This window comes from Streptomyces sp. NPDC048002, from assembly GCF_040653275.1.
Taxonomy (GTDB): domain Bacteria; phylum Actinomycetota; class Actinomycetes; order Streptomycetales; family Streptomycetaceae; genus Streptomyces.
The window spans coordinates 188,317-208,839 of record NZ_JBEZNL010000002.1 but is presented as its reverse complement, the minus strand read 5'-3'; the positions used below and the strand labels follow the sequence as shown (position 1 = coordinate 208,839).

Sequence of the window (20,523 nt, the reverse complement as noted above, 5' to 3'; positions counted from 1 at the left end):
CGCTACGACATCTGCCCCGCGCGCCGCTCCATGGCCTCCCGGGCCTCGTCCTCGCTGACGTACACCTCGCACCGGTGCCGCCCGTCCGGCGTCGCCGTGTGCTCGACCTCCCACAGGGAGATCTCCTTGCCGTCGCGCAGCAGGAAGGCGTGCTCGTAGAGCGAGAAGCACAGCCCGGCGCGGCCCGCACGGCAGGGGCGCCCGAAGGCCTGGGTGATCTGGTGCGCGAACGCCGTGGCCAGCAGGGTCGCGGTGGCCCGACCCGGGCGGTCGGTGTTCTCCGCGCGGCGCAGCAGGCGGCGCGCGTGGTCGGCGGAGTCGTCCGGCACGTAGGTGTGCCGCGGGGCGCGCACCGGGGCGAGCTGCACCATCACCGGCAGCTCGAAGTCGGGGGCGTCCGGCGGTAAGGGCAGACGCGCGGTCGCGGCCCGCAGCTCCTCCTCGTCGACGTACACCTCGTGCTGCGGCGCGCTGTCCGGCGCGGTGTTGTGCACCAGCTCCCACAGGGTGAGCGCCGAGCCGTCCGCGAGCAGCCAGGTGTGCCGGTACGTCTCACGGTGCCGGCCCGCGCTGTGGTGCGCGGAGTGCAGCGAACTGTCGTGCGCCAGCGCGCAGTCGAGCCGCCATATCACCTCGTCGGGCAGCTCGAAGGAGTTCAGGGCGCGGCCGAGGAGTCGCGCGAGGTGCTCCTCCGGAGACTCCGGCGACCCATGGGATTCGTACGCTGCCGTCTCGTACGGAACGCTCAAGGTTTCTCCCGGCGTTGCTGCATGTCACCTTGTGGGTGCATACCGTAGCCCCTCGGTCGGACATCATGTCCGCGAACCGAGAAAACGTACGTACCTAAAACGCCGGGGCCGCGCGGATGGTTCCCGCGCGGCCCGACGCACTGTCAGAAGCCCCTGATCAGGCGGCACTTCCCGCGGTCCACTGGCTCCACGGCAGGTTCCATCCGTTGAGCCCGTTGTCCGGTGCCACCGACTTGTCGGGGGAGTTCTTCACGATCACCACGTCGCCGATGAGCGAGTTGTCGTAGAACCACTTCGCCGTGGTGTCGCCCTGCGCGCCCTGTACGTCCTGGAGCCCGACGCAGCCGTGACTGGTGCCCTGCTGCCCGAACGGCGGGTTGCCCTTGTTGTACCAGTAGTTGCCGTGCAGGAAGGTCCCCGAGGTCGTCAGGCGCATCGCGTGCGGCACGTCGGGGATGTCGTAGGCGTCGGCCAGATCCACCGTCTGGCTGTTCATCCGGGTCTCCTTGAGCTTCTCGGAGATCACCATCTGCCCGTTGTACGTCGGGAACTCCGCGCTGCCCGCCGAGATCGGCACCGACTTGAGGGTCTTGCCGTCCCGCTCGACCGTCATGGTCTGGGTGTTGACGTCCACGGTGGAGACCTGGGAGCGCCCGATGGTGAAGGTCACCGTCTTGCGCTGCACCCCGAAGACGCCGTTCGCGCCCTCGACCCCGTCCAGGTCGATCTTCAGGGTGACCTTGGAGCCGGCCTTCCAGTACTCCTCCGGCCGGAAGTCGAGCCGCTGCTCGCCGAACCAGTGGCCCACCACCTCCTGCCCGCTGCTGGAGGTGACCGTGATGCCCGACTGGACGGCCTTCCTGTCGCTGATCGCCTTGTCGAAGGTGAACGACACCGGCATCCCGACGCCCACCGTCGTGCCGTCGTCCGGCGTGTAGGTCCCTATGAAGCTGTTCTCGGTGCTGACCGTGGTGAAGGTGGAGTCCGCGGTGGTCGTCCTCCCGTCCGAGCCCTTGGCCTTCGCCGCTATCTCGTACTTCGTGCCGCGCTCCAGCTGCTCCTTCGGCTTCCAGCTGGCGCCGTCCGCCGCTATATCGCCGGGCACGGCCTGCCCGGTCTCCGCCACCGTCATCGTCACGGCGGTGAGATCGCCGCCGTCGACCTTCACGCCGGTCGAGTTGATCGACGCGCCGGACGAGCCGTCCTTCGCCGAGATCACGATCGTCGCCCCCGACGTCCGGCCCGAGCCGTCGCCGCCCTTGCCGTCGTCCTTGGCGGTGGCGCTGCCCCCGCAGGCGGTGAGGGTGAGGGCGCCGACCACCAGGGCGGCACAGGTTCCCAGCACGCGCCGCGCTGTTTTGTCCGGCGTAGTCACTGTCTGCTCCCCGTTCGCATGGTGTGCGTGGTCCGATCCGATGCGTCCTGAGAGAGGGGACCGGTGAGGGGTCGGGTTCCCGCTGTGCGCGGTGAACGCCCTCACGTGACAGAACCGGGACAATCGGCGATGCGGCGGGGACGGATGTGACGAACGAGCCGGAGCCGGAGCGCTCGGCGGAGCGCTTCTCTCCGGGCACTCCTCTCCGGGCGGTCCTCTCCGGGCGGTCCTCTCCGGGCGGTCCTCTCCGGGCGGTCCGCTCCTTCAGGGCGTGCCGCCACCCCCGTACAGCTCCCCGTACGACGGCCACACCCCGCCCGGCCCGTCCACGGACTCCGCGGCCCGTACCGCGCGCACGACGGCCCGCGTCACCATGTCCGCGCCCGCGGCGAGGACCTCGTTCAGCGCGAGCGGGCTCGCCGCGTCGAGCGGGCGCTCCCCGGTGGCCAGCGCGAACACGGTGTCGCCGTCGTTGAGCAGGTGCACCGGCCGTACGGCGCGCGCGATGCCGTCGTGTGCCGTGCCGGCCAGCTTCTGGGCCTGGGCCTTGGTGAGGTCCGCGTCCGTCGCGACCACGGCGAGGGTGGTGTTCAGCGGGGGAGGGGCGTTGCGCTCGGCGGCCCGCGCGAGGTACCGGAGTGCCTCCTCGTGCCGTCCCGCGTCGGGGTACTCCACCCGCCCCTGGAACAACTCGCCGTACAGGACGCCGGTTTCCGGGTCCAGCACGTCGCCCGCCGCGTTCGCCACCACCAGGGCGCCGACGGTGATCCCGGACGCGAGCACCACGCTCGCCGTGCCGATCCCGCCCTTCAGCGCCCCGACCACCGCTCCCGTTCCCGCGCCGACGCAGCCCTGAGGCACCGCGGTGCCCGGCGCGCTCGCCGAGGCCGCCTCGACCGCCGCCCGTCCCGTCGCCGCGTCCGGCCGGGCCCGGAAGTCCCCGCCCCGCCCCAGGTCGAAGACGCAGGCCGCGGGCACCACCGGCACCACGTGCGCCGGATCCGGTCCGACGCGCACCCCGCGCCGGCGCTCCTCCAGCCAGGCCATCACACCGGAGGCCGCGTCCAGCCCGTACGCGCTGCCCCCGGTCAGGACGATCGCCTCGACCTTCTGCACTAGGTTGCGCGGGTCGAGCGCGTCGGTCTCCTTGGTGCCGGGGCCGCCGCCGCGCACGTCCACCGCGGCGACGGCGCCACCCTCCGGCGCGAGGACGACGGTGGTCCCGGTCAGCATGCCGTTCCCGGTGCGGGTGGCGTGTCCGACCCGCACACCGGCGACGTCGGTCAATGCGTCAAGAGTCATGGGGCCAGTGTCGTGCAGCGCGGGCCGTACCCTGGGGGTATGGACAACGCCCCCGCCCCCGAGCCGCGCGAGCCCAAGGCCGCGCTCGTCTTCGACGACCCGCTGGACCAGCAGTCCTCGGACGACACGGACCGCGGGTGGGGCGACCGGCCGGCCGGCACCGGTGACAGCGCGGCGGATCTCAAGCGCTTCCTCGACGAGAAGCCGCCCCACCACATCTGAGCCGGGCGGCACGTCCGGACCCCGTGCCGATTCCGGAACTCGGGCCGGGCCCGGACCCCGTGCCGCGTTCGGACCCCGTGCCCCGCTAACTCTCGCTGCGCCCGGAGCCGCGCTGCGCGACCAGCGCGTCGCGGATCTCCTTGAGGACCTCCAGCTCGGTCACCTCGATCAGCTCGTGGGTGCCTTCCTTCGCCTTCCTGCGGGCCTCCTGGCGGGCCAGGTACTTCGACATCGGCAGGACCATCAGGAAGTAGACGACCGCCGCGGTGATCACGAAGCTGAGCGTCGCCCCGAGGACCGAGCCCCAGAGGATCATCACGCCGCTGGTGACCGTGCCGTCCGCGGCCTTCTCGCAGGGGCCCTTCAGACACGAGCTGTAACTGTCGAGATTCTGCGTCCCGATCGCTCCGACGAGCGGGTTGATGACGCCCCTCACCACCGAGTTGACGATGTTGGTGAAGGCGGCGCCGATGACCACCGCTACTGCCAGATCGACGACGTTCCCGCGCATCAGGAAGGCCTTGAAGCCGTCCAGGATGCCGGGTTCCTTCTTCTCGCTCACCTCGGGGACTCTCCTCGTACGCGCAAGTGGTGGAACAGGCCGCTCCGCAACCTACGTCAGGGCTGGGCCGTCCTGTCCAATTCCATCGCTCGAAAGGGCGACTTGACAGACAGTCAAGCATCAGGCGAATCATGCGGTTCAGCACAGGGTCACCGCCAGCCGTGCCGTGGCGCTCGCGCCCACCAGCCGTGCCGCGAGGGGGCGCGGCACCGTCAGCACGACGAGCGCGCCGCTGTCGACCGCCTCCCCGGGAGCCTCGGGCACCTTCGACACCCGCACTCCGCGCGCGACCACCTCCGCGTCGCCGCCCGTGCTCCGCTCACCGGCCGCGATGACGTCCACCCGGTCGCCGGGCCGCAGCAGCCGGACCGTCGCCGCGTCGGCGATCCGCACCGGCGCCGTCACCAGTTCCACCGAGCGCCGCTCGCGGCCGGGCTCCGCCGCCGGATGCCCACGTGTCCGCTCGGTGTCCCGGGGGCCCGCCGCGACCAGGGCGGCGGCGGTGACGGCGAGGCCCGCGGCCACGGCTCGCCGCCGGTGCCGTACCAGCCGGTGCAGCGCGAACCGTCCGCCGCGCACCCGCACCGGCGCGAAATGCGGCACCTCGCAGGTCGCGGGCGCGTCCGTGCCGAGCGGGCGGGGTGACGGAGAGGAAGAGAAGGGGGAGGTTGAAGAGGAGAGGAACGAAGGCGTCGGACCGTAGGACATGAGGAACCACCTGCCACGAGGGATCGGCTTGCGAGACCCACGATGGGGCCTCGCGCCGCCGCCCGCCGCGGCCGGTGGAGGACTCCGCGGTTGTGGACAACTCCCACACCCGAACGAGGGGTTCCGCCCCGGCCGGTCGTACTACGGCAGCTCGAACCCCGGGTCCATCCCGCCCAGCGCGGACGTGCACAGGCAGTCCCGCTCCTCGGTGGCGGGCAGCGCGGCGACCGCGTCGAACAGCACGCCCCGCAGCCGGTCCACGTTCGCCGCGAACACCCACAGCACCTCGTCGTGGGAGACGCCCTCGCCGGTCTCCGCGCCCGCGTCCAGGTCGGTGACCAGGGTCATCGACGTGTAGCAGAGTTCGAGTTCACGGGCGAGCGCCGCCTCGGGGTGACCGGTCATGCCCACCACGGACCAGCCCTGCGCCTGGTGCCACAGGGACTCGGCGCGGGTGGAGAAGCGCGGCCCCTCGATCACGACCAGGGTGCCGCCGTCCACGGGCTCCCAGTCCTGCCCGCGCGCCGCCTTCAGCGCGGCGGCCCGCCCGGCGGGGCAGTAGGGGTCGGCCAGCGACACGTGGACCACGTTCGGCACCGTGCCGTCGGGCAGCGGCAGCCCGTCGAAGTAGCTGCCCGCGCGGGACTTCGTACGGTCGACGAGCTGGTCCGGGACGAGCAGGGTGCCGGGACCGTACTCGGGGCGCAGCCCGCCCACCGCGCACGGCCCGAGGACCTGGCGCACCCCGACCGAGCGCAGCGCCCACAGGTTGGCCCGGTAGTTGATCCGGTGCGGCGGCAGATGGTGGCCGCGCCCGTGCCGGGGCAGGAAGGCGACCCGCCGGCCGGCGATCTCACCGAGGAAGAGGGAGTCGCTGGGCGCCCCGTAGGGGGTGTCCACCTGGACCTCGGTCACGTCCTCAAGGAACGAGTAGAAGCCGGACCCGCCGATTACGCCGATCTCTGCGTTCGCCATGCCGCCACAGTAGCGGGCGCCCGTCGGCCGCCGGACGGGCCGCGGGACGCCGAGAACCCCGCCGTCGCGTGACGGCGGGGTTCCTGAAGCCGGATGTCAGGCGGCGGAGGTGCTGCTCGTCGAGGAGCCCTTGCCCGAGGACTTCGAGTCCGAGGAGGACGACGACGAGGACGAAGACGAAGAAGAAGACGACGAAGAGGACTCCGACGACGACGCGGTGGACGTCGACGACTTCGACGACGACGCCGGCGAGCTGCTCGACGAGGAGCCGCGGCTGTCGTTGCGGTAGAAGCCGGAGCCCTTGAAGACAATGCCGACCGCGGAGAACACCTTCTTCAGGCGGCCACCGCAGCTGGGGCACTCGGTGAGGGCGTCGTCGGTGAACTTCTGCACCGCCTCGAGGCCCTCGCCGCACTCGGTGCACTGGTACTGGTAGGTCGGCACTGTCTTCCTCCTGGCACTCTCACTCAATGAGTGCTAACGACGGTCCATAGTGACGTATTCCGCGGGATCAGTCCACCGCCACCGGCACGCGGTGACCGACGCCACGTGCGACGGTACGGCTCCGGGGGCGTGTCGCGAGCCGGGAACGCAGGGCCACCAGGGTGGCCAGAGCGAGCAGAGTGCCGACCGCGGGCACCAGGAATCCGGCGCCCTGCCAGAAGCGGTCCTCCAGTTGTCCGGCCACCGTCACGGCGGCCGCCTGGCCGAGGGCCACCGCGCCGGTCAGCCAGGTGAACGCCTCGGTGCGGGCGCCGGCCGGCACCAGGCCGTCCACCAGCGTGTAGCCGGTGATCAGGGCGGGCGCGATGCACATGCCAACGAGGAGACCCAGACCGGCCAGGACCGGCACCGAGTGCGCGGCCCACAGTCCGGACGCGGCGAGCGCGAGGGCGGCGTAGCCGAACAGGAGGCGCTGCCGCGGTGCGGCCTTCCACGCGACGGCGCCGCACGCGATGCCGGACAGCATGTTGCCGGCGGCGAAGACGCCGTACAGGACGCCGTTCATGCCGGGCTCGCCGATCGACTCGGTGAAGGCGGCCAGCGACACCTGCATGCCGCCGAAGACGGAACCGATGCCGAGGAAGGTCACGATGAGCACGCGCACCCCGGGGATGCGCAGTGCGGACTCGTGCCGCACGCGCGCGTGGCCGTCGAGGGCGACCGAGGGCTGGGTGGAGCGCTGCGCGGCGAACAGCAGACCGCCCACCAGGGTCAGCGCGGCCTCCGTGACCAGGCCGGCCGCCGGGTCGACGGTGGTGCACAGGGCGGTGGCGAGCAGCGGGCCCAGGACGAAGGTCAGCTCGTCGGTGACGGACTCGAAGGCGGCGGCGGTCGGCATCAGGGGCGAGCCCTGGAGCTTCACGCCCCAGCGGGCCCGCACCATCGGGCCGACCTGCGGAACCGAGGCGCCCGTCGGCACGGCCGCCACGAACAGCGCCCACAGCGGGGCGTCGGCCAGCGCGAGCGCCGTCAGCGTCAGACCCGCCAGCGCGTGCACCAGCACGCCGGGGATCAGGACGGCACGCTGCCCGTACCGGTCGGCGAGGCGCCCGCTCCAGGGGGCGAACAGGGCCATGGAGACGCCGGTGACGGCGGCGGCCGCGCCGGCGGCGCCGTACGAGCCCGTGGTGTGCTGCACGAGCAGCACGATGGAGATGGTGAGCATCGCGAACGGCTGACGCGCCGCGAAGCCGGGGAGCAGGAAGGTCCAGGCGCCGCGGGTGCGCAGCAGCTGTCCGTATCCGGGGCGGGAGGAGGCCGGCGAGGTCGTCGACGGCTCGGTGGTGACCGTGGATTCCACGGCCCGTGCCTTTCTGCCGCCTGGTAGCGCGGCCCCCGGGTGCGGGGCGGCGCCGAGAGCTGTCCTCTTGCGCGGTGCGGTAGATACCGGCGCCTACTGCGAAGGACGTCCCGGCCGCCATACGGTCGCGCCAGCTCTGCGTCAGGCAGAGTTGGTTCGATCAGGGTGCGCCTTCAGCGTACAGGGATCAAGGGCTTGTTCGCCTGTGAAAACGAGCACCAAGACGCCGGCGCGCCTGTGAATGAATGGGGTGTGAACGGTACGAAACATCCCCTTAACGACCCCACGCCCGTACGAGCACGCGACCCCACGACCCCACGCCCGCACGACCCCACGATCAACGCCCGTGCCGGTGCCGCCCGTGCCCGCCGCCGCCTTCCGTGGCCTCCGCGAGCCAGCCGGCCAGCTTGCCGCCGCGCCCGACGGCCCGCAGCCGCCGCTCCGCCGCGTCCCGCACCGGATCCGTGGCGACCACGAGCAGCTCGTCCCCGCGTCGCAGCACCGTCGTCGGCAGCGGCACGAACGAGGTGCCCTCCCGCACGACCAGGGTGACGGCGGCGCCGGCGGGCAGCCGCAGCTCGGCGACCTCGACCCCGTGCATCCGCGAGCCCTTGGGGATCGCCACCGACAGCAGGTGCCCGCGCAGCCGCTCCAGCGGCGCCGACTCGATGCCGAGGTCGGCCGCGGCCTCCGCGTCCTCGCCGAGCCGCAGCTTGCGGGCGAGCCAGGGCAGAGTCGGCCCCTGCACAAGGGTGTAGACGACGACCAGCACGAAGACGATGTTGAAGATCCGGCGGCTGTCCTCGACCCCGCCGACCATCGGGATGGTCGCCAGGATGATGGGGACGGCGCCGCGCAGTCCGGCCCAGGACATCAGTGTCTGCTCCTGCCACGGCACCCGGAACGGGGTCAGGCACAGCACGACGCTCAGCGGGCGGGCGATCATCGTCAGCACCAGGCCGATGAGGAGGGCCGGCAGGATGTCGTCGCCCAGCTCGTGCGGGGTGACCAGCAGGCCGAGCAGGACGAACATCCCGATCTGGGCCAGCCAGCCGAGCCCGTCGGCGAACCCGCGGGTGGCCGGCCAGTGCGGCAGCCGGGCGTTGCCCATCACCATCGCGGCGAGATAGACCGCGAGGAAGCCGCTGCCGTGGGCGAGGGCGCCCGCCGCGTACGCCACGACGGCGATGGCCATGACGGCGATCGGGTAGAGGCCGGAGGCGGGCAGCGCCACGTGCCGCAGCCCCAAGGAGCCGAGCCAGCCCACCGCGAGGCCGATCGCGGCGCCGATGGCCAGCTCCAGCAGGATCTCGCCGATCAGTACGTACCAGTGCTCGATGGGCCCGGAGTGCGAGAAGGCGACGACCAGGATGACCACGGGGGCGTCGTTGAAGCCGGACTCCGCCTCCAGGGTGCCCGTCACGCGCGCGGGCAGGGGGATTCTGCGCAGCACGGAGAAGACCGCGGCCGCGTCGGTGGAGGACACCACGGCGCCGATGATGAGCGCCTGGCGCCAGTCGAGGTCGATCAGGTAGTGCGCGGCGGTCGCCGTGACGCCGACGCTCACCGCGACGCCGAACAGGGCCAGCGTGGTGGCGGCGGGAAGGGCCGGCTCGATCTCTTTCCACTTGGTGCCCAGACCACCCTCGGCGAGGATCACGACCAGGGCCGCGTACCCGATGACCTGCGTCAGCTCGGCGTTGTCCCACTGGATGTCACCGATGCCGTCCTGGCCCATCGCGATGCCGATGCCCAGGTACAGCAGCAGGCTGGGGAGCCCGCTGCGCGAGGAGATCCGGACCGCCACGACGGCGAAGAGCAGGACGAGCGAGCAGACGAGCAGGAGCTGGTTGAGGTCGTGGACAGTCAGCGGCCGTTCCCTTCCCTGGCTCACGGGCACGCGCGCGTGAGCTCACGTACATAGGACACGAAGTGGTGGGACTTCGTACCCAACTACTTCGTTACCTTACCTAACTCTTGACGATTTCTTGACGCTTCGCCGGGCATGATCGAACGCCCGTGCGCGCGGGTTCCCCGGTCCGCGTCAAGTGCCGCCGGGCCCTGCGCCTATGGTTGCTCCAGCGCTCATTCACATGGACAGCCCGCCCTGCCGCTCGCGTTAGGACAGCAAGGACAGCGATGCCCCCCAACACCACCGCCTCCACGGGTCAGCAGCCCGGCAAGTCCGGCAGGAAGAAGGGGCGCAAAGCCCGCCTTGTCGTCATCGTCCTCGTGCTGGCCATCATCGGAGGCGTGGCGTACGGGGCGTACTGGTCCATCAGCACGGTGCGTGCCTCGTTCCCGCAGACCGAGGGCTCGATAACCCTCGAAGGTCTGTCGGGCCCCGTCGACGTCAAGCGGGACGGCTACGGCATCCCGCAGATCTACGCCTCCTCCGACGAGGACCTCTTCATGGCGCAGGGCTACGTCCAGGCGCAGGACCGGTTCTACGAGATGGACGTCCGCCGCCACATGACCTCCGGGCGCCTGTCGGAGATGTTCGGCGAGGGCCAGGTCGACAACGACGAATTCCTGCGCACCCTGGGCTGGGACCGGGTCGCGAAGGAGGAGTACGAGACCAAGCTCTCGGACTCCACCAAGAAGTACCTCCAGGCGTACGCGAAGGGCGTCAACGCCTACCTGGAGGGCAAGAGCGGCGAGGAACTGTCCCTGGAGTACGCGGCCCTCGGCTTCGTCAACGACTACGAGCCCGAGGCGTGGACCCCGGTCGACTCGGTCGCGTGGCTGAAGGCGATGGCCTGGGACCTGCGCGGCAACATGGAGGACGAGATCGACCGGGCCCTGGCGACCAGCCGGCTGGGCCCGAAGCAGATCCAGGACCTCTACCCCGACTACCCGTACGGCCGGAACAAGGCGATCGTCCAGGAGGGTCAGTACGACGAGCTGACCGGGGCGTTCGCACAGGAGGGCGCCTCCACGGGCGAGGGCACGGGCGACGGCACGGGCGCGGGCACCGGCACGGCGGGCACCGCGGACGCCACCGGCGCCGCCGCCGGCTCGACGGACACCGGCGGGGCGACGGGCCTGGAGAGCCAGCTCTCGGGCCTCTACGACGTCCTGGAGGACCTCCCCACCGCGGTCGGCGTGAACGGCAACGGCATCGGCTCCAACTCCTGGGTCGTGGGCGGCGACCACACCATCACCGGCAAGCCGCTGCTGGCGAACGACCCGCACCTGTCGGCGTCGTTGCCGTCGGTCTGGTACCAGATGGGCCTGCACTGCCGCGAGGTCTCCGCCAAGTGCCAGTTCGACGTCTCCGGTTACACCTTCGCGGGTCTGCCCGGTGTGATCATCGGCCACAACCAGGACATCTCCTGGGGCATGACCAACTCCGGGGTCGACGTCACCGACCTCTACCTGGAGAAGCTCACCGGCGAGGGCTACCAGTACGACGGCAAGGTCAAGCCGTTCACCACCCGCGAGGAGACGATCAAGGTCGCCGGTGGCGAGTCCAAGACGATCGTCGTCCGCGAGACCGTCAACGGCCCCCTGCTCTCCGACCGCAGCGACGAACTGGTGAAGGTCGGCAAGAAGGCTTCCGTCGACACCGCAGCGCCCGACCGCGGTGACGGCTACGGCATCTCCCTGCGCTGGACCGCGCTGGACCCGGGCACCTCCATGGACGCCGTGTTCGCCATGGACAAGGCCGCCGACTGGAACGACTTCCGGGCCGCCGCCGCCCTGTTCGACGTGCCCTCGCAGAACCTGGTCTACGCCGACACGCAGAACCACATCGGCTACACCCTGCCCGGGAAGATCCCCACGCGCGCGCAGGGCGTGGACGGCTCGATCCCGCAGCCCGGCTGGGACTCCAAGTACCGCTGGACCGGCTACATCCCGCAGAAGGAGCTGCCCTACGAGTACGACCCCGCGCGCGGGTACATCGTCACCGCCAACCAGGCCGTGATCGACGAGGACAAGTACCCCTACCTCCTCACCGCGGACTGGGGCTACGGCACCCGCAGCCAGCGCATCACCGATCTGATCAAGTCGAAGATCGACGACGGCGGCAAGGTCTCCACCGACGACATGCGCCAGATGCAGCTGGACAACAGCAGCGAGATCGCCAAGCTGCTGGTGCCCAAGCTGCTGAAGATCGACATCGACGACCCGGACGTCCGCCAGGCGCAGAAGCTCCTGGAGGGCTGGGACTACACCCAGGACGCCGACTCGGCGGCCGCCGCGTACTTCAACTCGGTCTGGCGCAACATCCTCAAGCTGGCCTTCGGCCACAAGCTGCCCAAGGAGCTGCGGGTCAAGGGCCAGTGCCTGTGGGTCGACCCGGTCAGCACCACCGGCCCCGCCGACGAGGCGGAGAAGGTCCGCGAGTGCGGCCGGCGCGACGCCGACCAGGCGCAGCCGGACGGCGGCGACCGCTGGTTCGAGGTGGTGCGCAACCTGATGGCCGACGAGGACAGCGACTGGTGGCAGACGCCGGCGTCGGGCACCCGTCCCAAGGCCGAAAACCGTGACCAGCTGTTCGAGCGCGCCATGATCGACGCCCGCTGGGAGCTGACCGCCAAGCTCGGCAAGGACATCGACACCTGGAGCTGGGGCCGGCTGCACCGCCTGTTCCTGAAGAACCAGACCCTCGGCACCGAGGGCCCCGGCTTCCTCCGGTACGCCCTCAACCGCGGCCCCTGGAAGCTCAGTGGCGGCGAGGCGACGGTGAACGCGACCGGCTGGAACGCGGCGGGCGGCTACGGCGTCATCTGGGTGCCGTCGATGCGGATGGTGGTGAACCTCGCCGACCTCGACAAGTCGAAGTGGATCAACCTCACCGGCGCCTCCGGGCACGCCTACAACGCCCACTACACCGACCAGACGGACAAGTGGGCCGACGGCGAACTGCTCGACTGGTCCTTCTCGAAGGACGCCGTCGAGAAGAGCACGAGCGACACCCTGACGCTGGAACCGTGAGCCGCTGACGGCGACACCGCACCGACGAAAGGGCCCTCCACGCGCGCGTGGAGGGCCCTTTCGCACGGGTGAGGGCGCTCAGGCGGGCCGGAAGTGCCGCACACCCGACGGTGTCACCACGGCGTGCACCGGCCGGTCGTGCGGCTCGGCCGGCACCCGCTCGACGACCTCCCCGTCGTACAGCAGCACCACCAGCGCGGGGTGCGCGTCCGCGCGTTCCAGCCGTGCGAGGACCCGGTCGTAGGAACCGCCGCCGCGTCCCAGGCGCATGCCGCGGGCGTCGACCGCGAGCCCCGGCAGCAGCACGGCGTCCGCGGTGGTGACGGCGTCCGGGCCGAGGCGCTCCCCGGCCGGCTCGAAGAGCTCCATCCGTCCGCCGTGCCGGACCGGGGCCAGGGTGTGCTCGCCGTCGTACGCGCCCCAGTCGAGGTCGTTGTCGGGCAGGAGCACCGGAAGCAGGACCCGCATGCCCCGCGCGCGCAGCGCGTCCAGCAGCGCGAGGGTGCCCGGTTCGCTCCCGACGGAGACGTAGGCCGCCACCGTGCGCGCACGGCTCAACTCGGGCAGCCGCAGCGCGTGCCCCGCCAGCGCGGCCGAGGATCTCCGCACGTCATCAGCCGTCAACCTGTTTCTCACCGCGATGAACTCTCGCCGCAACGTTCGCTTGTCAGGCTCAGCCGGACGTCCGATCTGACTCAATGGTCGTACCCGTACCCTTTCAATACGCTCATATGAGAGCCAATTAACCGGAGCCACAGATTCCCTACAAAGGCACCGGATAAGGTTGCGGGCATGACTCAGTCGCACCCTCGGATCAGCAAGGCTGTCATCCCCGCAGCGGGCCTCGGCACCCGGTTCCTGCCGGCCACGAAGGCCACTCCCAAGGAGATGCTGCCGGTCGTCGACAAGCCGGCGATCCAGTACGTGGTCGAGGAGGCCGTCTCCGCGGGCCTCGACGACGTCCTCATGATCACGGGCCGCAACAAGCGCCCCCTTGAGGACCACTTCGACCGCAACTACGAACTGGAGTCCGCCCTTCAGAAGAAGGGCGACGCCGACCGGCTCGCCAAGGTGCAGGAGTCCAGCGACCTCGCGACCATGCACTACGTGCGCCAGGGCGACCCCAGGGGCCTCGGCCACGCCGTGCTCTGCGCCGCCCCGCACGTGGGCCACGAGCCCTTCGCGGTGCTCCTCGGCGACGACCTGATCGACCCCCGCGACCCGCTGCTCAAGCGGATGGTGGAGATCCAGGAGCAGCACGGCGGCAGCGTCATCGCCCTCATGGAGGTCGCCCCCGAGCAGATCCACCTCTACGGCTGCGCCGCCGTGGAGGCCACCGACGACGGCGACGTCGTCAAGGTGACCGGCCTGGTCGAGAAGCCGGACGCCGCGGACGCCCCGTCCCACTACGCCATCATCGGCCGGTACGTCCTCGACCCGCACATCTTCGACATACTCCGCAAGACCGAGCCCGGCCGCGGCGGCGAGATCCAGCTCACCGACGCCCTCCAGCAGCTCGCGGCGGACGAGAAGGTCGGCGGCCCCGTGCACGGCGTCGTCTTCAAGGGCCGCCGCTATGACACCGGCGACCGCGGCGACTACCTGCGTGCCATTGTCCGACTCGCATGCGAACGTGAAGACCTGGGCCCGGACTTCCGGACCTGGCTTCGCAGTTACGTAGCCGAGGAGATGTAGCAACGTTGAGCAGCCCCGCGCCCCGCACCGCCGCCCAGGACCACCTCTGGTCGGTGGACGAGCACCTGGAGGACATCCTCGCGACCGTCCGCCCCCTCGAACCCATCGAGCTGAACCTGCTCGACGCCCAGGGCTGCGTCCTGGTCGACGACATCACGGTGCCGGTCTCCCTGCCGCCGTTCGACAACAGCTCCATGGACGGGTACGCGGTACGGGTCGCCGACATCGCGGGCGCGAGCGAGGAGTACCCGGCGGTCCTGGAGGTCGTCGGGGACGTCGCGGCGGGCCAGGCGCAGCTGCTGCAGGTGGGGCCCGGTCAGGCCGCCCGCATCATGACGGGCGCGCCGCTGCCGCCTGGCGCCGAGACGGTCGTCCCGGTCGAGTGGACCGACGGCGGGCTCGGCGAGGGCCCGGTGACCGGCATGCGGGCCCGCAGCCTCGCCCCCGAGGCGGCCTCCGGGCACGTGCATGTGTACCGCCCCGCCGAGGCACGCGCGCATGTCCGCGCGAAGGGCAGTGACGTACGGGCCGGCGACCGGGCCCTGGAGGCGGGCACCGTGCTCGGCCCGCCGCAGATCGCCCTGCTCGCCGCGATCGGCCGCGGCACGGTGAGGGTCCGCCCGCGCCCCCGCGTGGTCGTGATGTCCACCGGCAGCGAACTCGTCCAGCCCGACGAAGAGTTGCGCGACGGCCAGATCTACGACTCCAACAGCTTCGCCCTCACCGCGGCGGCCCGGGACGCCGGCGCCATCGCCTACCGCGTCGGCGCCGTCGCCGACGACGCCGAGACCCTCCGCTCCACCATCGAGGACCAACTCGTCCGCGCCGACCTCATGGTCACCACCGGCGGGGTGAGCGTCGGCGCGTACGACGTGGTCAAGGAGGCCCTCCAGTCCGTCGGGGACGAGGACGAGGCGGGCAGCGGCATCGACTTCCGCAAGCTCGCCATGCAGCCCGGAAAGCCCCAGGGCTTCGGCTCCATCGGCCCCGACCACACCCCGCTGCTGGCCCTGCCCGGCAACCCGGTGTCGTCCTACGTCTCCTTCGAACTGTTCGTGCGGCCCGCGATCCGCACCCTCATGGGTCTGGACGACGTCCACCGCCCGCGCACCACCGCACGCCTCACCGCGGGCAAGGCCCTGACCTCGCCCAAGGGGCGCCGGCAGTTCCTGCGCGGCGCCTACGCCGACGGCGCGGTGACCCCGGTCGGCGGAGCCGGATCGCACCTGGTCGCGGCCCTCGCGCACGCCGACGCGCTGATCGTCGTCCCCGAGGACACCGAGTCCGTGGAGCCCGGCGCCGAGGTCGAGGTCGTCCTGCTCGGCTGACCCCTGGTCCGGGCGCCGGTCCCGCGCCGGTGCGCGCCCCGACTTGGCGGTACCGTGTCGCGCACAGACAGGCCCTGGCGCCGCACCGCCGAGGGCCCGGACCGGGAGCGCCGCCAAGCATGAGTACGCAGGATCGACTGACGCACATCGACGAGGCGGGCGCCGCCCGCATGGTCGACGTATCCGGCAAGGACGTGACCGCGCGCACCGCGCGCGCGAGCGGGCGCGTCCTGGTCGCGCCCCGGGTGGTCGAGCTGCTGCGGGGAGAGGGCGTCCCCAAGGGCGACGCGCTGGCCACCGCGCGGATCGCGGGCATCATGGGAGCCAAACGCACCCCGGACCTGATCCCGCTGTGCCACCCCCTGGCGGTCTCCGGTGTGAAACTGGACCTGTCGGTCGCGGACGACGCGGTGGAGATCACGGCCACCGTCAGGACCACGGACCGCACGGGCGTCGAGATGGAGGCACTCACCGCGGTCACCGTCGCCGCGCTCACCGTGATCGACATGGTCAAGGCGGTCGACAAGGGAGCGGTCATCACGGACGTGCGCGTGGAGGAGAAGACCGGCGGCAAGTCGGGCGACTGGAGCCGGGCGTGAGCGCCGGGACCCGTCGCGCCCTCGTCGTGACCGCCTCCAACCGCGCCGCCGCCGGGGTCTACGAGGACAAGGGCGGCCCGCTGATCGCCGCGGGACTGAAGGGCTTCGGCTTCGAGGTCGAGGGCCCCCGGGTCGTTCCCGACGGCGAGCCCGTGAAGGCCGCGCTGCGCGCCGCCGTCGACGCCGGGTACGACGTCGTCGTCACCACCGGCGGCACGGGCATCTCACCCACCGACCGCACCCCGGAGGCGACCCGCGAGGTGATCGACCACGAGGTGCCGGGCATCGCGGAGGCCATCCGGGCCTTCGGACGCGAGAAGGTGCCGACCGCGGCGCTCTCCCGCGGGCTGGCCGGGGTGGCGGGTGCCACGCTCATCGTCAACCTGCCGGGTTCCACCGGCGGGGTGAAGGACGGACTCGCCGTCCTGGAGCCCCTGCTGGCGCACGCCGTCGACCAGCTCCGCGGCGGCGACCACCCCAGACCCGGCGCGGGCACCGGGGGTGCGAGCTGAACAGCCCTTCCTGGCCGGTCGTCCTCGCGGACGGAGACATCGTCCTCCGCCCGATAAGGCTGCGCGACCAACGGGCCTGGCGCGAGGTCAACCGGCGCAACCGGGACTGGCTGCGCCCCTGGGAGGCCACCATCCCGCCGCCCACGCCCAGCGGGCCGATCACGCACCGGCCGACCTACCGGCAGATGGTCCGGCACCTGCGCGCCGAGGCGAACGCGGGCCGCATGCTGCCCTTCGTCATCGAGTACCAGGGGCGGCTGGTCGGCCAGTTGACGGTCGCCGGGATCACCTGGGGCTCGATGTGCTCGGGGCACGTCGGCTACTGGGTGGACCAGTCGGTGGCCGGGCGCGGGGTGATGCCGACGGCCGTGGCGATGGTGGTGGACCACTGTTTCCGCACCGTCGGACTGCACCGCATCGAGGTCTGCATTCGCCCGGAGAACGGGCCGAGCCGCCGGGTGGTGGAGAAACTCGGATTCCGGGAGGAGGGGCTGCGGCCCCGCTATCTCCACATCGACGGGGCCTGGCGCGACCATCTGGTGTTCGCGCTCACCGCGGAAGAGGTGCCCGACGGACTCCTCGGCCGCTGGCGCCGGTCGCACGCGCGCGGTTCCTCGACCGACGGACCCAGGAACCCGCAGAACACGCCGGGGAATCCCGGATAGCCCCTGGTAATTGAATATATGTTCGAAATTGATCGAGCGGCGATCGTCTCGGAGCTGTGAATTCACGTCCGTTGCGGCCTGCTGATCGCATCGATCACAAAAAAATTTCGAAATATCAGCCAGATCGTGCGACACACCGGCTCAATTGGCAGATGGCCTCACACAAACCCCTCTACCGTGTGAGGCGTGAGCAGCAGCGGCCTCATCTACGCAGTCATTGTCGGGGCCTGGGCCGCCTACTTGGTGCCGATGTGGCTCCGTAGGCAGGACGAGCTGAACGAGGCCCGTCCGACGGAACGCTTCAGCACAGCCATCCGGTTGCTGTCCGGCCGGGCGGGGATGGAGCGTCGGTACGCCAAGGACCTGCGGGCGCGCTCCACCGACGAGGGGGAGCCCAGCGCCGTCGACCCGGACGACGTCACCGCATCGGTGGACGTCCGGGCCTTCGCCATGCCTCCGACCCGCCCGCAGGCGCAGGCGGCGGTGCCGGCCCCGGCGGAGGAACAGGACCGGGCGGCGGAACCGGAACCCGTACAGGAACGGCCCGAACCGGCCCGCGCACCGAAGCGGCAGCAGGCGCAGCCGGCGCGGAAACCGGCCCCGTCCGCACGGCGCACACGTCCCACACCCGCCTCGGAAGCGGCCGCCGCGCGCGCCCGGCGCACGAAGGTGCTCGCGCGCCGTCGGCGTACCACCGTGATGCTCTTCCTCGCCTTCACCTGCGGTGCGATCGTCGCCGCGGTCGGCGGGCTCACCTTCCTCTGGGCGCCCGGTGTGCCGGCCGTGCTGCTCAGCGCGTACATCGCCTACCTGCGCACCCAGGAGCGCCGCCGGTTCGCGTACCAGATGGACCGCCGCCGGGCCGAGGCCGCCGCGCAGCGGCTGCGGGAGCGGGCGCGCCAGCCGCGCCGGCGGGTGCCCGCCGACCCCGGCGCGGACGCCGAGGAGTCCGACGAAGGCCCCGGACCACAGACCGACCCGGGCCTCCTGGCGCTCGCCGCCGACCGGCGGGCCCTCGTCGAGCAGACCGACCACGCCGAGTGGGTCGACCAGCAGCGCGAGCGTCAGCGGCGGCCGGGCCAGGGCGAGAGCTGGGACCCGGTCCCGGTGCCGCTGCCCACCTACGTGACCGCGCCGGTCGCGCCGCGGGCCACCGCCGACGTGGATCTGGGCGCCCCGGACGCCTGGAGTTCGGCGCGGTCCAGCGCGGTGACGCCGGAGCAGGAGACGGCGGCGCCCCAGGAGGCCGTGGCCGAGCGGCCGGAGGCGGCCGAGGGCGAGGAGAAGGCCGACGGCGGCGGGCGCAGCGACGCCCGCCGGGCCGCCTCCGCGCGGCGGGCGCGCGAGCGCGGCCGCACCCCGCTGTTCGACCAGTACGACGACGGCGGCCGGCCGCGGGCCGCCAACGAGTAGGCGGGGCCCGTGTGATCCGCCGGTCCGGGCGTCCCACCAGCGCCGGACCGGAGGCCGCGCCGGAACGGATTTTTATGCCGGCGCATCGGGGTGCTAGAGTTTCACTCGTTGCAAGGGCCTGTGGCGCAGTCTGGTAGCGCACCTCGTTCGCATCGAGGGGGTCTGGGGTTCAAATCCCCACAGGTCCACCGCAGCGAGATCCCGTCCGATCGTTCCGATCGGACGGGATCTCTTTTTTTTGGTGCCGTCGAGCGCCCAACACCCCCGCCCCGACCGGCGGCTGACGCGGTGACGGCCGGGCGGGGGCGCTCGGGAGCGTTCAGGGGTTGAGCGGCTTGGCGTAGCAGAGGCTCAGTTCGTGGAAGCGGTAGTAGCCGAACTTCGCGCACGGTTCGTAGCCGCTGGACTCGTACAGGGCGACCGCCTCCGGCTGCTTGGCGCCCGTCTCCAGCACCATGCGCGACCGGCCGGCCGCGCGGGCGTCGTCCTCCAGGGCGGCCAGGACGCGCCGGGCGAGACCTCGGCCGCGCATGTCCTCGATCACGTACATCCGCTTCAGCTCGGCGTCCCCGTCGAGGTTGCCCTCGTCGTTCGTGTCCTGTGCGCGCCAGCCGCCCGAGGCGACCGGGGTGCCGTCCTCGGCGTAGGCGATCAGGTACACGCCGTTCGGCGGCTCGAAGTGGGCCGGGTCCATGTGAGTGGCGTCACCGCCGTCGCCGTAGCGGACGCCGTACTCGGCCTGGACGGCGTCGTTGAGCTTGACGGCGTCGGGGTGGTCGAAGGAGACGCGACGTATGTTCATGCGGCAAACCGTACATTCGTAAGAGGTCGGAATCTGGACTACGTCCAGTGTGCCGGTATCGTGCCGGGGTGCTCACTGTGACCTCCGTGAATGTGAACGGGCTGCGTGCCGCCGCGAAGAAGGGCTTCGTGGAGTGGCTGGCCGAGACCTCCGCCGATGTGCTCTGCCTCCAGGAGGTGCGCGCCGAACCGCAGCAGCTGCCCGAGGCCGTGCGCGCGCCCGAGGGCTGGCACGTCGTGCACGCCCCCGCCACCGCGAAGGGGCGTGCGGGCGTCTCCCTCTACACCCGGCGTGAACCCGACCGGGTGCGGATCGGATTCGGGTCGGCCGAGTTCGACGCGAGCGGCCGGTACGTCGAGGCCGACCTGCCGGGTGTGACGGTCGCCTCGCTCTACCTGCCCTCCGGGGAGGTCGGCACCGAGCGCCAGGACGAGAAGGTCCGCTTCATGGGCGAGTTCCTCGCCTACCTCAAGGAGCTGCGCGAGCGGGCCGCCGCCGACGGCCGCGAGGTCGTGGTCTGCGGCGACTGGAACATCGCGCACCGGAACGCCGACCTGAAGAACTGGCGCGCCAACGCCAAGAACTCCGGCTTCCTGCCCGAGGAGCGCGCGTGGCTCGGCCAGGTCCTCGACCCGGCCGACGGCGGGTACGTCGACGTGGTGCGCGCCCTGCACCCGGACGTCGAGGGCCCCTACAGCTGGTGGTCGTACCGCGGGCGGGCCTTCGACAACGACTCGGGCTGGCGCATCGACTACCAGATCGCGACGCCGGGGCTCGCCGGCCGGGCGGTCAAGGGGCTGGTGGAGCGGGCGGCGACGCATGCCGAGCGCTGGTCGGACCACGCGCCGGTGACGGTCGTCTACGAGTAGGC

Annotated in this window: 20 protein-coding genes and 1 tRNA gene; 10 read left to right on the top strand and 11 right to left on the bottom strand. The window is 71.6% G+C overall.

All coding sequences use genetic code 11. From position 1 onward, the window contains the following. Positions 1-2 precede the first annotated feature (2 nt). The 3 genes from AB0E07_RS03950 to AB0E07_RS03940 all read right to left on the bottom strand — a co-directional run bounded on the left by AB0E07_RS03950 (position 3) and on the right by AB0E07_RS03940 (position 3,426). Positions 3-749: a DUF6227 family protein gene (locus AB0E07_RS03950; RefSeq protein ID WP_362246114.1), complete on the bottom strand. Its 747-nt coding sequence runs from the start codon at positions 747-749 to the stop codon at positions 3-5. A gap of 157 nt (positions 750-906) precedes the next feature. Beyond that, positions 907-2,124: an Ig-like domain-containing protein gene (locus tag AB0E07_RS03945; RefSeq protein WP_362246112.1), complete on the bottom strand. Its 1,218-nt coding sequence runs from the start codon at positions 2,122-2,124 to the stop codon at positions 907-909. 264 nt (positions 2,125-2,388) lie between these two features. After that, positions 2,389-3,426, bottom strand: a complete 1,038-nt coding sequence (locus AB0E07_RS03940; RefSeq protein ID WP_362246110.1) for a P1 family peptidase — start codon at positions 3,424-3,426, stop codon at positions 2,389-2,391. A 39-nt stretch (positions 3,427-3,465) separates the two neighbouring features. Here AB0E07_RS03940 and AB0E07_RS03935 point away from each other — a divergent pair, with 39 nt between their 5' ends. After that, positions 3,466-3,648, top strand: coding sequence for a hypothetical protein (locus AB0E07_RS03935; protein WP_362246108.1), 183 nt, complete (start codon positions 3,466-3,468; stop codon positions 3,646-3,648). 85 nt (positions 3,649-3,733) lie between these two features. Here AB0E07_RS03935 and mscL read toward each other — a convergent pair whose 3' ends face one another. The 6 genes from mscL to AB0E07_RS03905 all read right to left on the bottom strand — a co-directional run bounded on the left by mscL (position 3,734) and on the right by AB0E07_RS03905 (position 9,597). Continuing rightward, complete coding sequence (gene mscL / locus AB0E07_RS03930) at positions 3,734-4,210, bottom strand: large conductance mechanosensitive channel protein MscL (RefSeq protein ID WP_362246106.1); 477 nt, start codon at positions 4,208-4,210, stop codon at positions 3,734-3,736. A 138-nt stretch (positions 4,211-4,348) separates the two neighbouring features. Continuing rightward, positions 4,349-4,918, bottom strand: coding sequence for a hypothetical protein (locus AB0E07_RS03925; protein WP_362246103.1), 570 nt, complete (start codon positions 4,916-4,918; stop codon positions 4,349-4,351). A 141-nt stretch (positions 4,919-5,059) separates the two neighbouring features. Next, on the bottom strand, positions 5,060-5,893 hold the full coding sequence (locus AB0E07_RS03920) for an S-methyl-5'-thioadenosine phosphorylase (protein ID WP_362246101.1): 834 nt from the start codon (positions 5,891-5,893) through the stop codon (positions 5,060-5,062). 96 nt (positions 5,894-5,989) lie between these two features. Then, positions 5,990-6,337, bottom strand: a complete 348-nt coding sequence (locus AB0E07_RS03915; protein WP_362246099.1) for an FmdB family zinc ribbon protein — start codon at positions 6,335-6,337, stop codon at positions 5,990-5,992. Between the two features lie 67 nt (positions 6,338-6,404). Then, positions 6,405-7,697, bottom strand: coding sequence for an MFS transporter (locus AB0E07_RS03910; protein ID WP_362246097.1), 1,293 nt, complete (start codon positions 7,695-7,697; stop codon positions 6,405-6,407). A 337-nt stretch (positions 7,698-8,034) separates the two neighbouring features. Then, a complete protein-coding gene (locus tag AB0E07_RS03905) occupies positions 8,035-9,597 on the bottom strand; it encodes a potassium/proton antiporter (RefSeq protein WP_362246095.1) in 1,563 nt (520 codons plus the stop codon). 239 nt (positions 9,598-9,836) lie between these two features. On the opposite strand from AB0E07_RS03905, the gene AB0E07_RS03900 reads away from it, so the two are divergent. Next, positions 9,837-12,638, top strand: a complete 2,802-nt coding sequence (locus AB0E07_RS03900; RefSeq protein ID WP_362246093.1) for a penicillin acylase family protein — start codon at positions 9,837-9,839, stop codon at positions 12,636-12,638. 78 nt (positions 12,639-12,716) lie between these two features. Here AB0E07_RS03900 and AB0E07_RS03895 read toward each other — a convergent pair whose 3' ends face one another. Further along, positions 12,717-13,337, bottom strand: a complete 621-nt coding sequence (locus AB0E07_RS03895) for a 5-formyltetrahydrofolate cyclo-ligase (RefSeq protein ID WP_362246091.1) — start codon at positions 13,335-13,337, stop codon at positions 12,717-12,719. A gap of 93 nt (positions 13,338-13,430) precedes the next feature. Between AB0E07_RS03895 and galU the strand changes: the two genes are divergently transcribed. From galU to AB0E07_RS03860, 7 genes are all read left to right on the top strand, one after another. After that, positions 13,431-14,333 carry a UTP--glucose-1-phosphate uridylyltransferase GalU gene (gene galU / locus AB0E07_RS03890; protein ID WP_362246089.1) on the top strand — a complete coding sequence of 301 codons (903 nt, stop codon included), beginning with the start codon at positions 13,431-13,433 and terminating at the stop codon, positions 14,331-14,333. Positions 14,334-14,338: 5 nt separating this feature from the next. Continuing rightward, positions 14,339-15,661, top strand: a complete 1,323-nt coding sequence (glp, locus tag AB0E07_RS03885) for a gephyrin-like molybdotransferase Glp (RefSeq protein WP_362246087.1) — start codon at positions 14,339-14,341, stop codon at positions 15,659-15,661. 119 nt (positions 15,662-15,780) lie between these two features. After that, positions 15,781-16,260 carry a cyclic pyranopterin monophosphate synthase MoaC gene (gene moaC / locus AB0E07_RS03880; protein ID WP_362246085.1) on the top strand — a complete coding sequence of 160 codons (480 nt, stop codon included), beginning with the start codon at positions 15,781-15,783 and terminating at the stop codon, positions 16,258-16,260. Next, positions 16,257-16,772 carry a MogA/MoaB family molybdenum cofactor biosynthesis protein gene (locus tag AB0E07_RS03875; protein ID WP_362246083.1) on the top strand — a complete coding sequence of 172 codons (516 nt, stop codon included), beginning with the start codon at positions 16,257-16,259 and terminating at the stop codon, positions 16,770-16,772. The genes moaC and AB0E07_RS03875 overlap by 4 nt, the downstream gene beginning before the upstream one ends. Further along, entirely contained in the window at positions 16,769-17,437 is a 669-nt protein-coding gene (locus AB0E07_RS03870) for a GNAT family protein (protein WP_362246812.1), read from the top strand. The genes AB0E07_RS03875 and AB0E07_RS03870 overlap by 4 nt, the downstream gene beginning before the upstream one ends. 186 nt (positions 17,438-17,623) lie before the next feature. After that, positions 17,624-18,850, top strand: coding sequence for a gephyrin-like molybdotransferase receptor GlpR (gene glpR / locus AB0E07_RS03865; RefSeq protein WP_362246081.1), 1,227 nt, complete (start codon positions 17,624-17,626; stop codon positions 18,848-18,850). 114 nt (positions 18,851-18,964) lie between these two features. Then, positions 18,965-19,038: transfer RNA gene (locus tag AB0E07_RS03860), tRNA-Ala, on the top strand. Between the two features lie 131 nt (positions 19,039-19,169). On the opposite strand, the gene AB0E07_RS03855 is transcribed toward AB0E07_RS03860, so the two are convergent. Beyond that, positions 19,170-19,652 (bottom strand): GNAT family N-acetyltransferase, encoded by a 483-nt coding sequence (locus tag AB0E07_RS03855; RefSeq protein ID WP_362246079.1) that lies wholly within the window; start codon positions 19,650-19,652, stop codon positions 19,170-19,172. Between the two features lie 68 nt (positions 19,653-19,720). On the opposite strand from AB0E07_RS03855, the gene AB0E07_RS03850 reads away from it, so the two are divergent. Next, complete coding sequence (locus AB0E07_RS03850) at positions 19,721-20,521, top strand: exodeoxyribonuclease III (protein ID WP_362246077.1); 801 nt, start codon at positions 19,721-19,723, stop codon at positions 20,519-20,521. Positions 20,522-20,523: the final 2 nt, after the last annotated feature.

Bases quoted from the DNA above. Each gene is read 5' to 3' on its own strand.
- AB0E07_RS03935 (WP_362246108.1), top strand. From the start codon at position 3,466: ATGGACAACGCCCCCGCCCCCGAGCCGCGCGAGCCCAAGGCCGCGCTC.
- AB0E07_RS03925 (WP_362246103.1), bottom strand. From the start codon at position 4,918: ATGTCCTACGGTCCGACGCCTTCGTTCCTCTCCTCTTCAACCTCCCCC.
- galU (WP_362246089.1), top strand. From the start codon at position 13,431: ATGACTCAGTCGCACCCTCGGATCAGCAAGGCTGTCATCCCCGCAGCG.
- moaC (WP_362246085.1), top strand. From the start codon at position 15,781: ATGAGTACGCAGGATCGACTGACGCACATCGACGAGGCGGGCGCCGCC.
- AB0E07_RS03855 (WP_362246079.1), bottom strand. From the start codon at position 19,652: ATGAACATACGTCGCGTCTCCTTCGACCACCCCGACGCCGTCAAGCTC.
- AB0E07_RS03940 (WP_362246110.1), bottom strand. From the start codon at position 3,426: ATGACTCTTGACGCATTGACCGACGTCGCCGGTGTGCGGGTCGGACAC.
- AB0E07_RS03900 (WP_362246093.1), top strand. From the start codon at position 9,837: ATGCCCCCCAACACCACCGCCTCCACGGGTCAGCAGCCCGGCAAGTCC.
- AB0E07_RS03920 (WP_362246101.1), bottom strand. From the start codon at position 5,893: ATGGCGAACGCAGAGATCGGCGTAATCGGCGGGTCCGGCTTCTACTCG.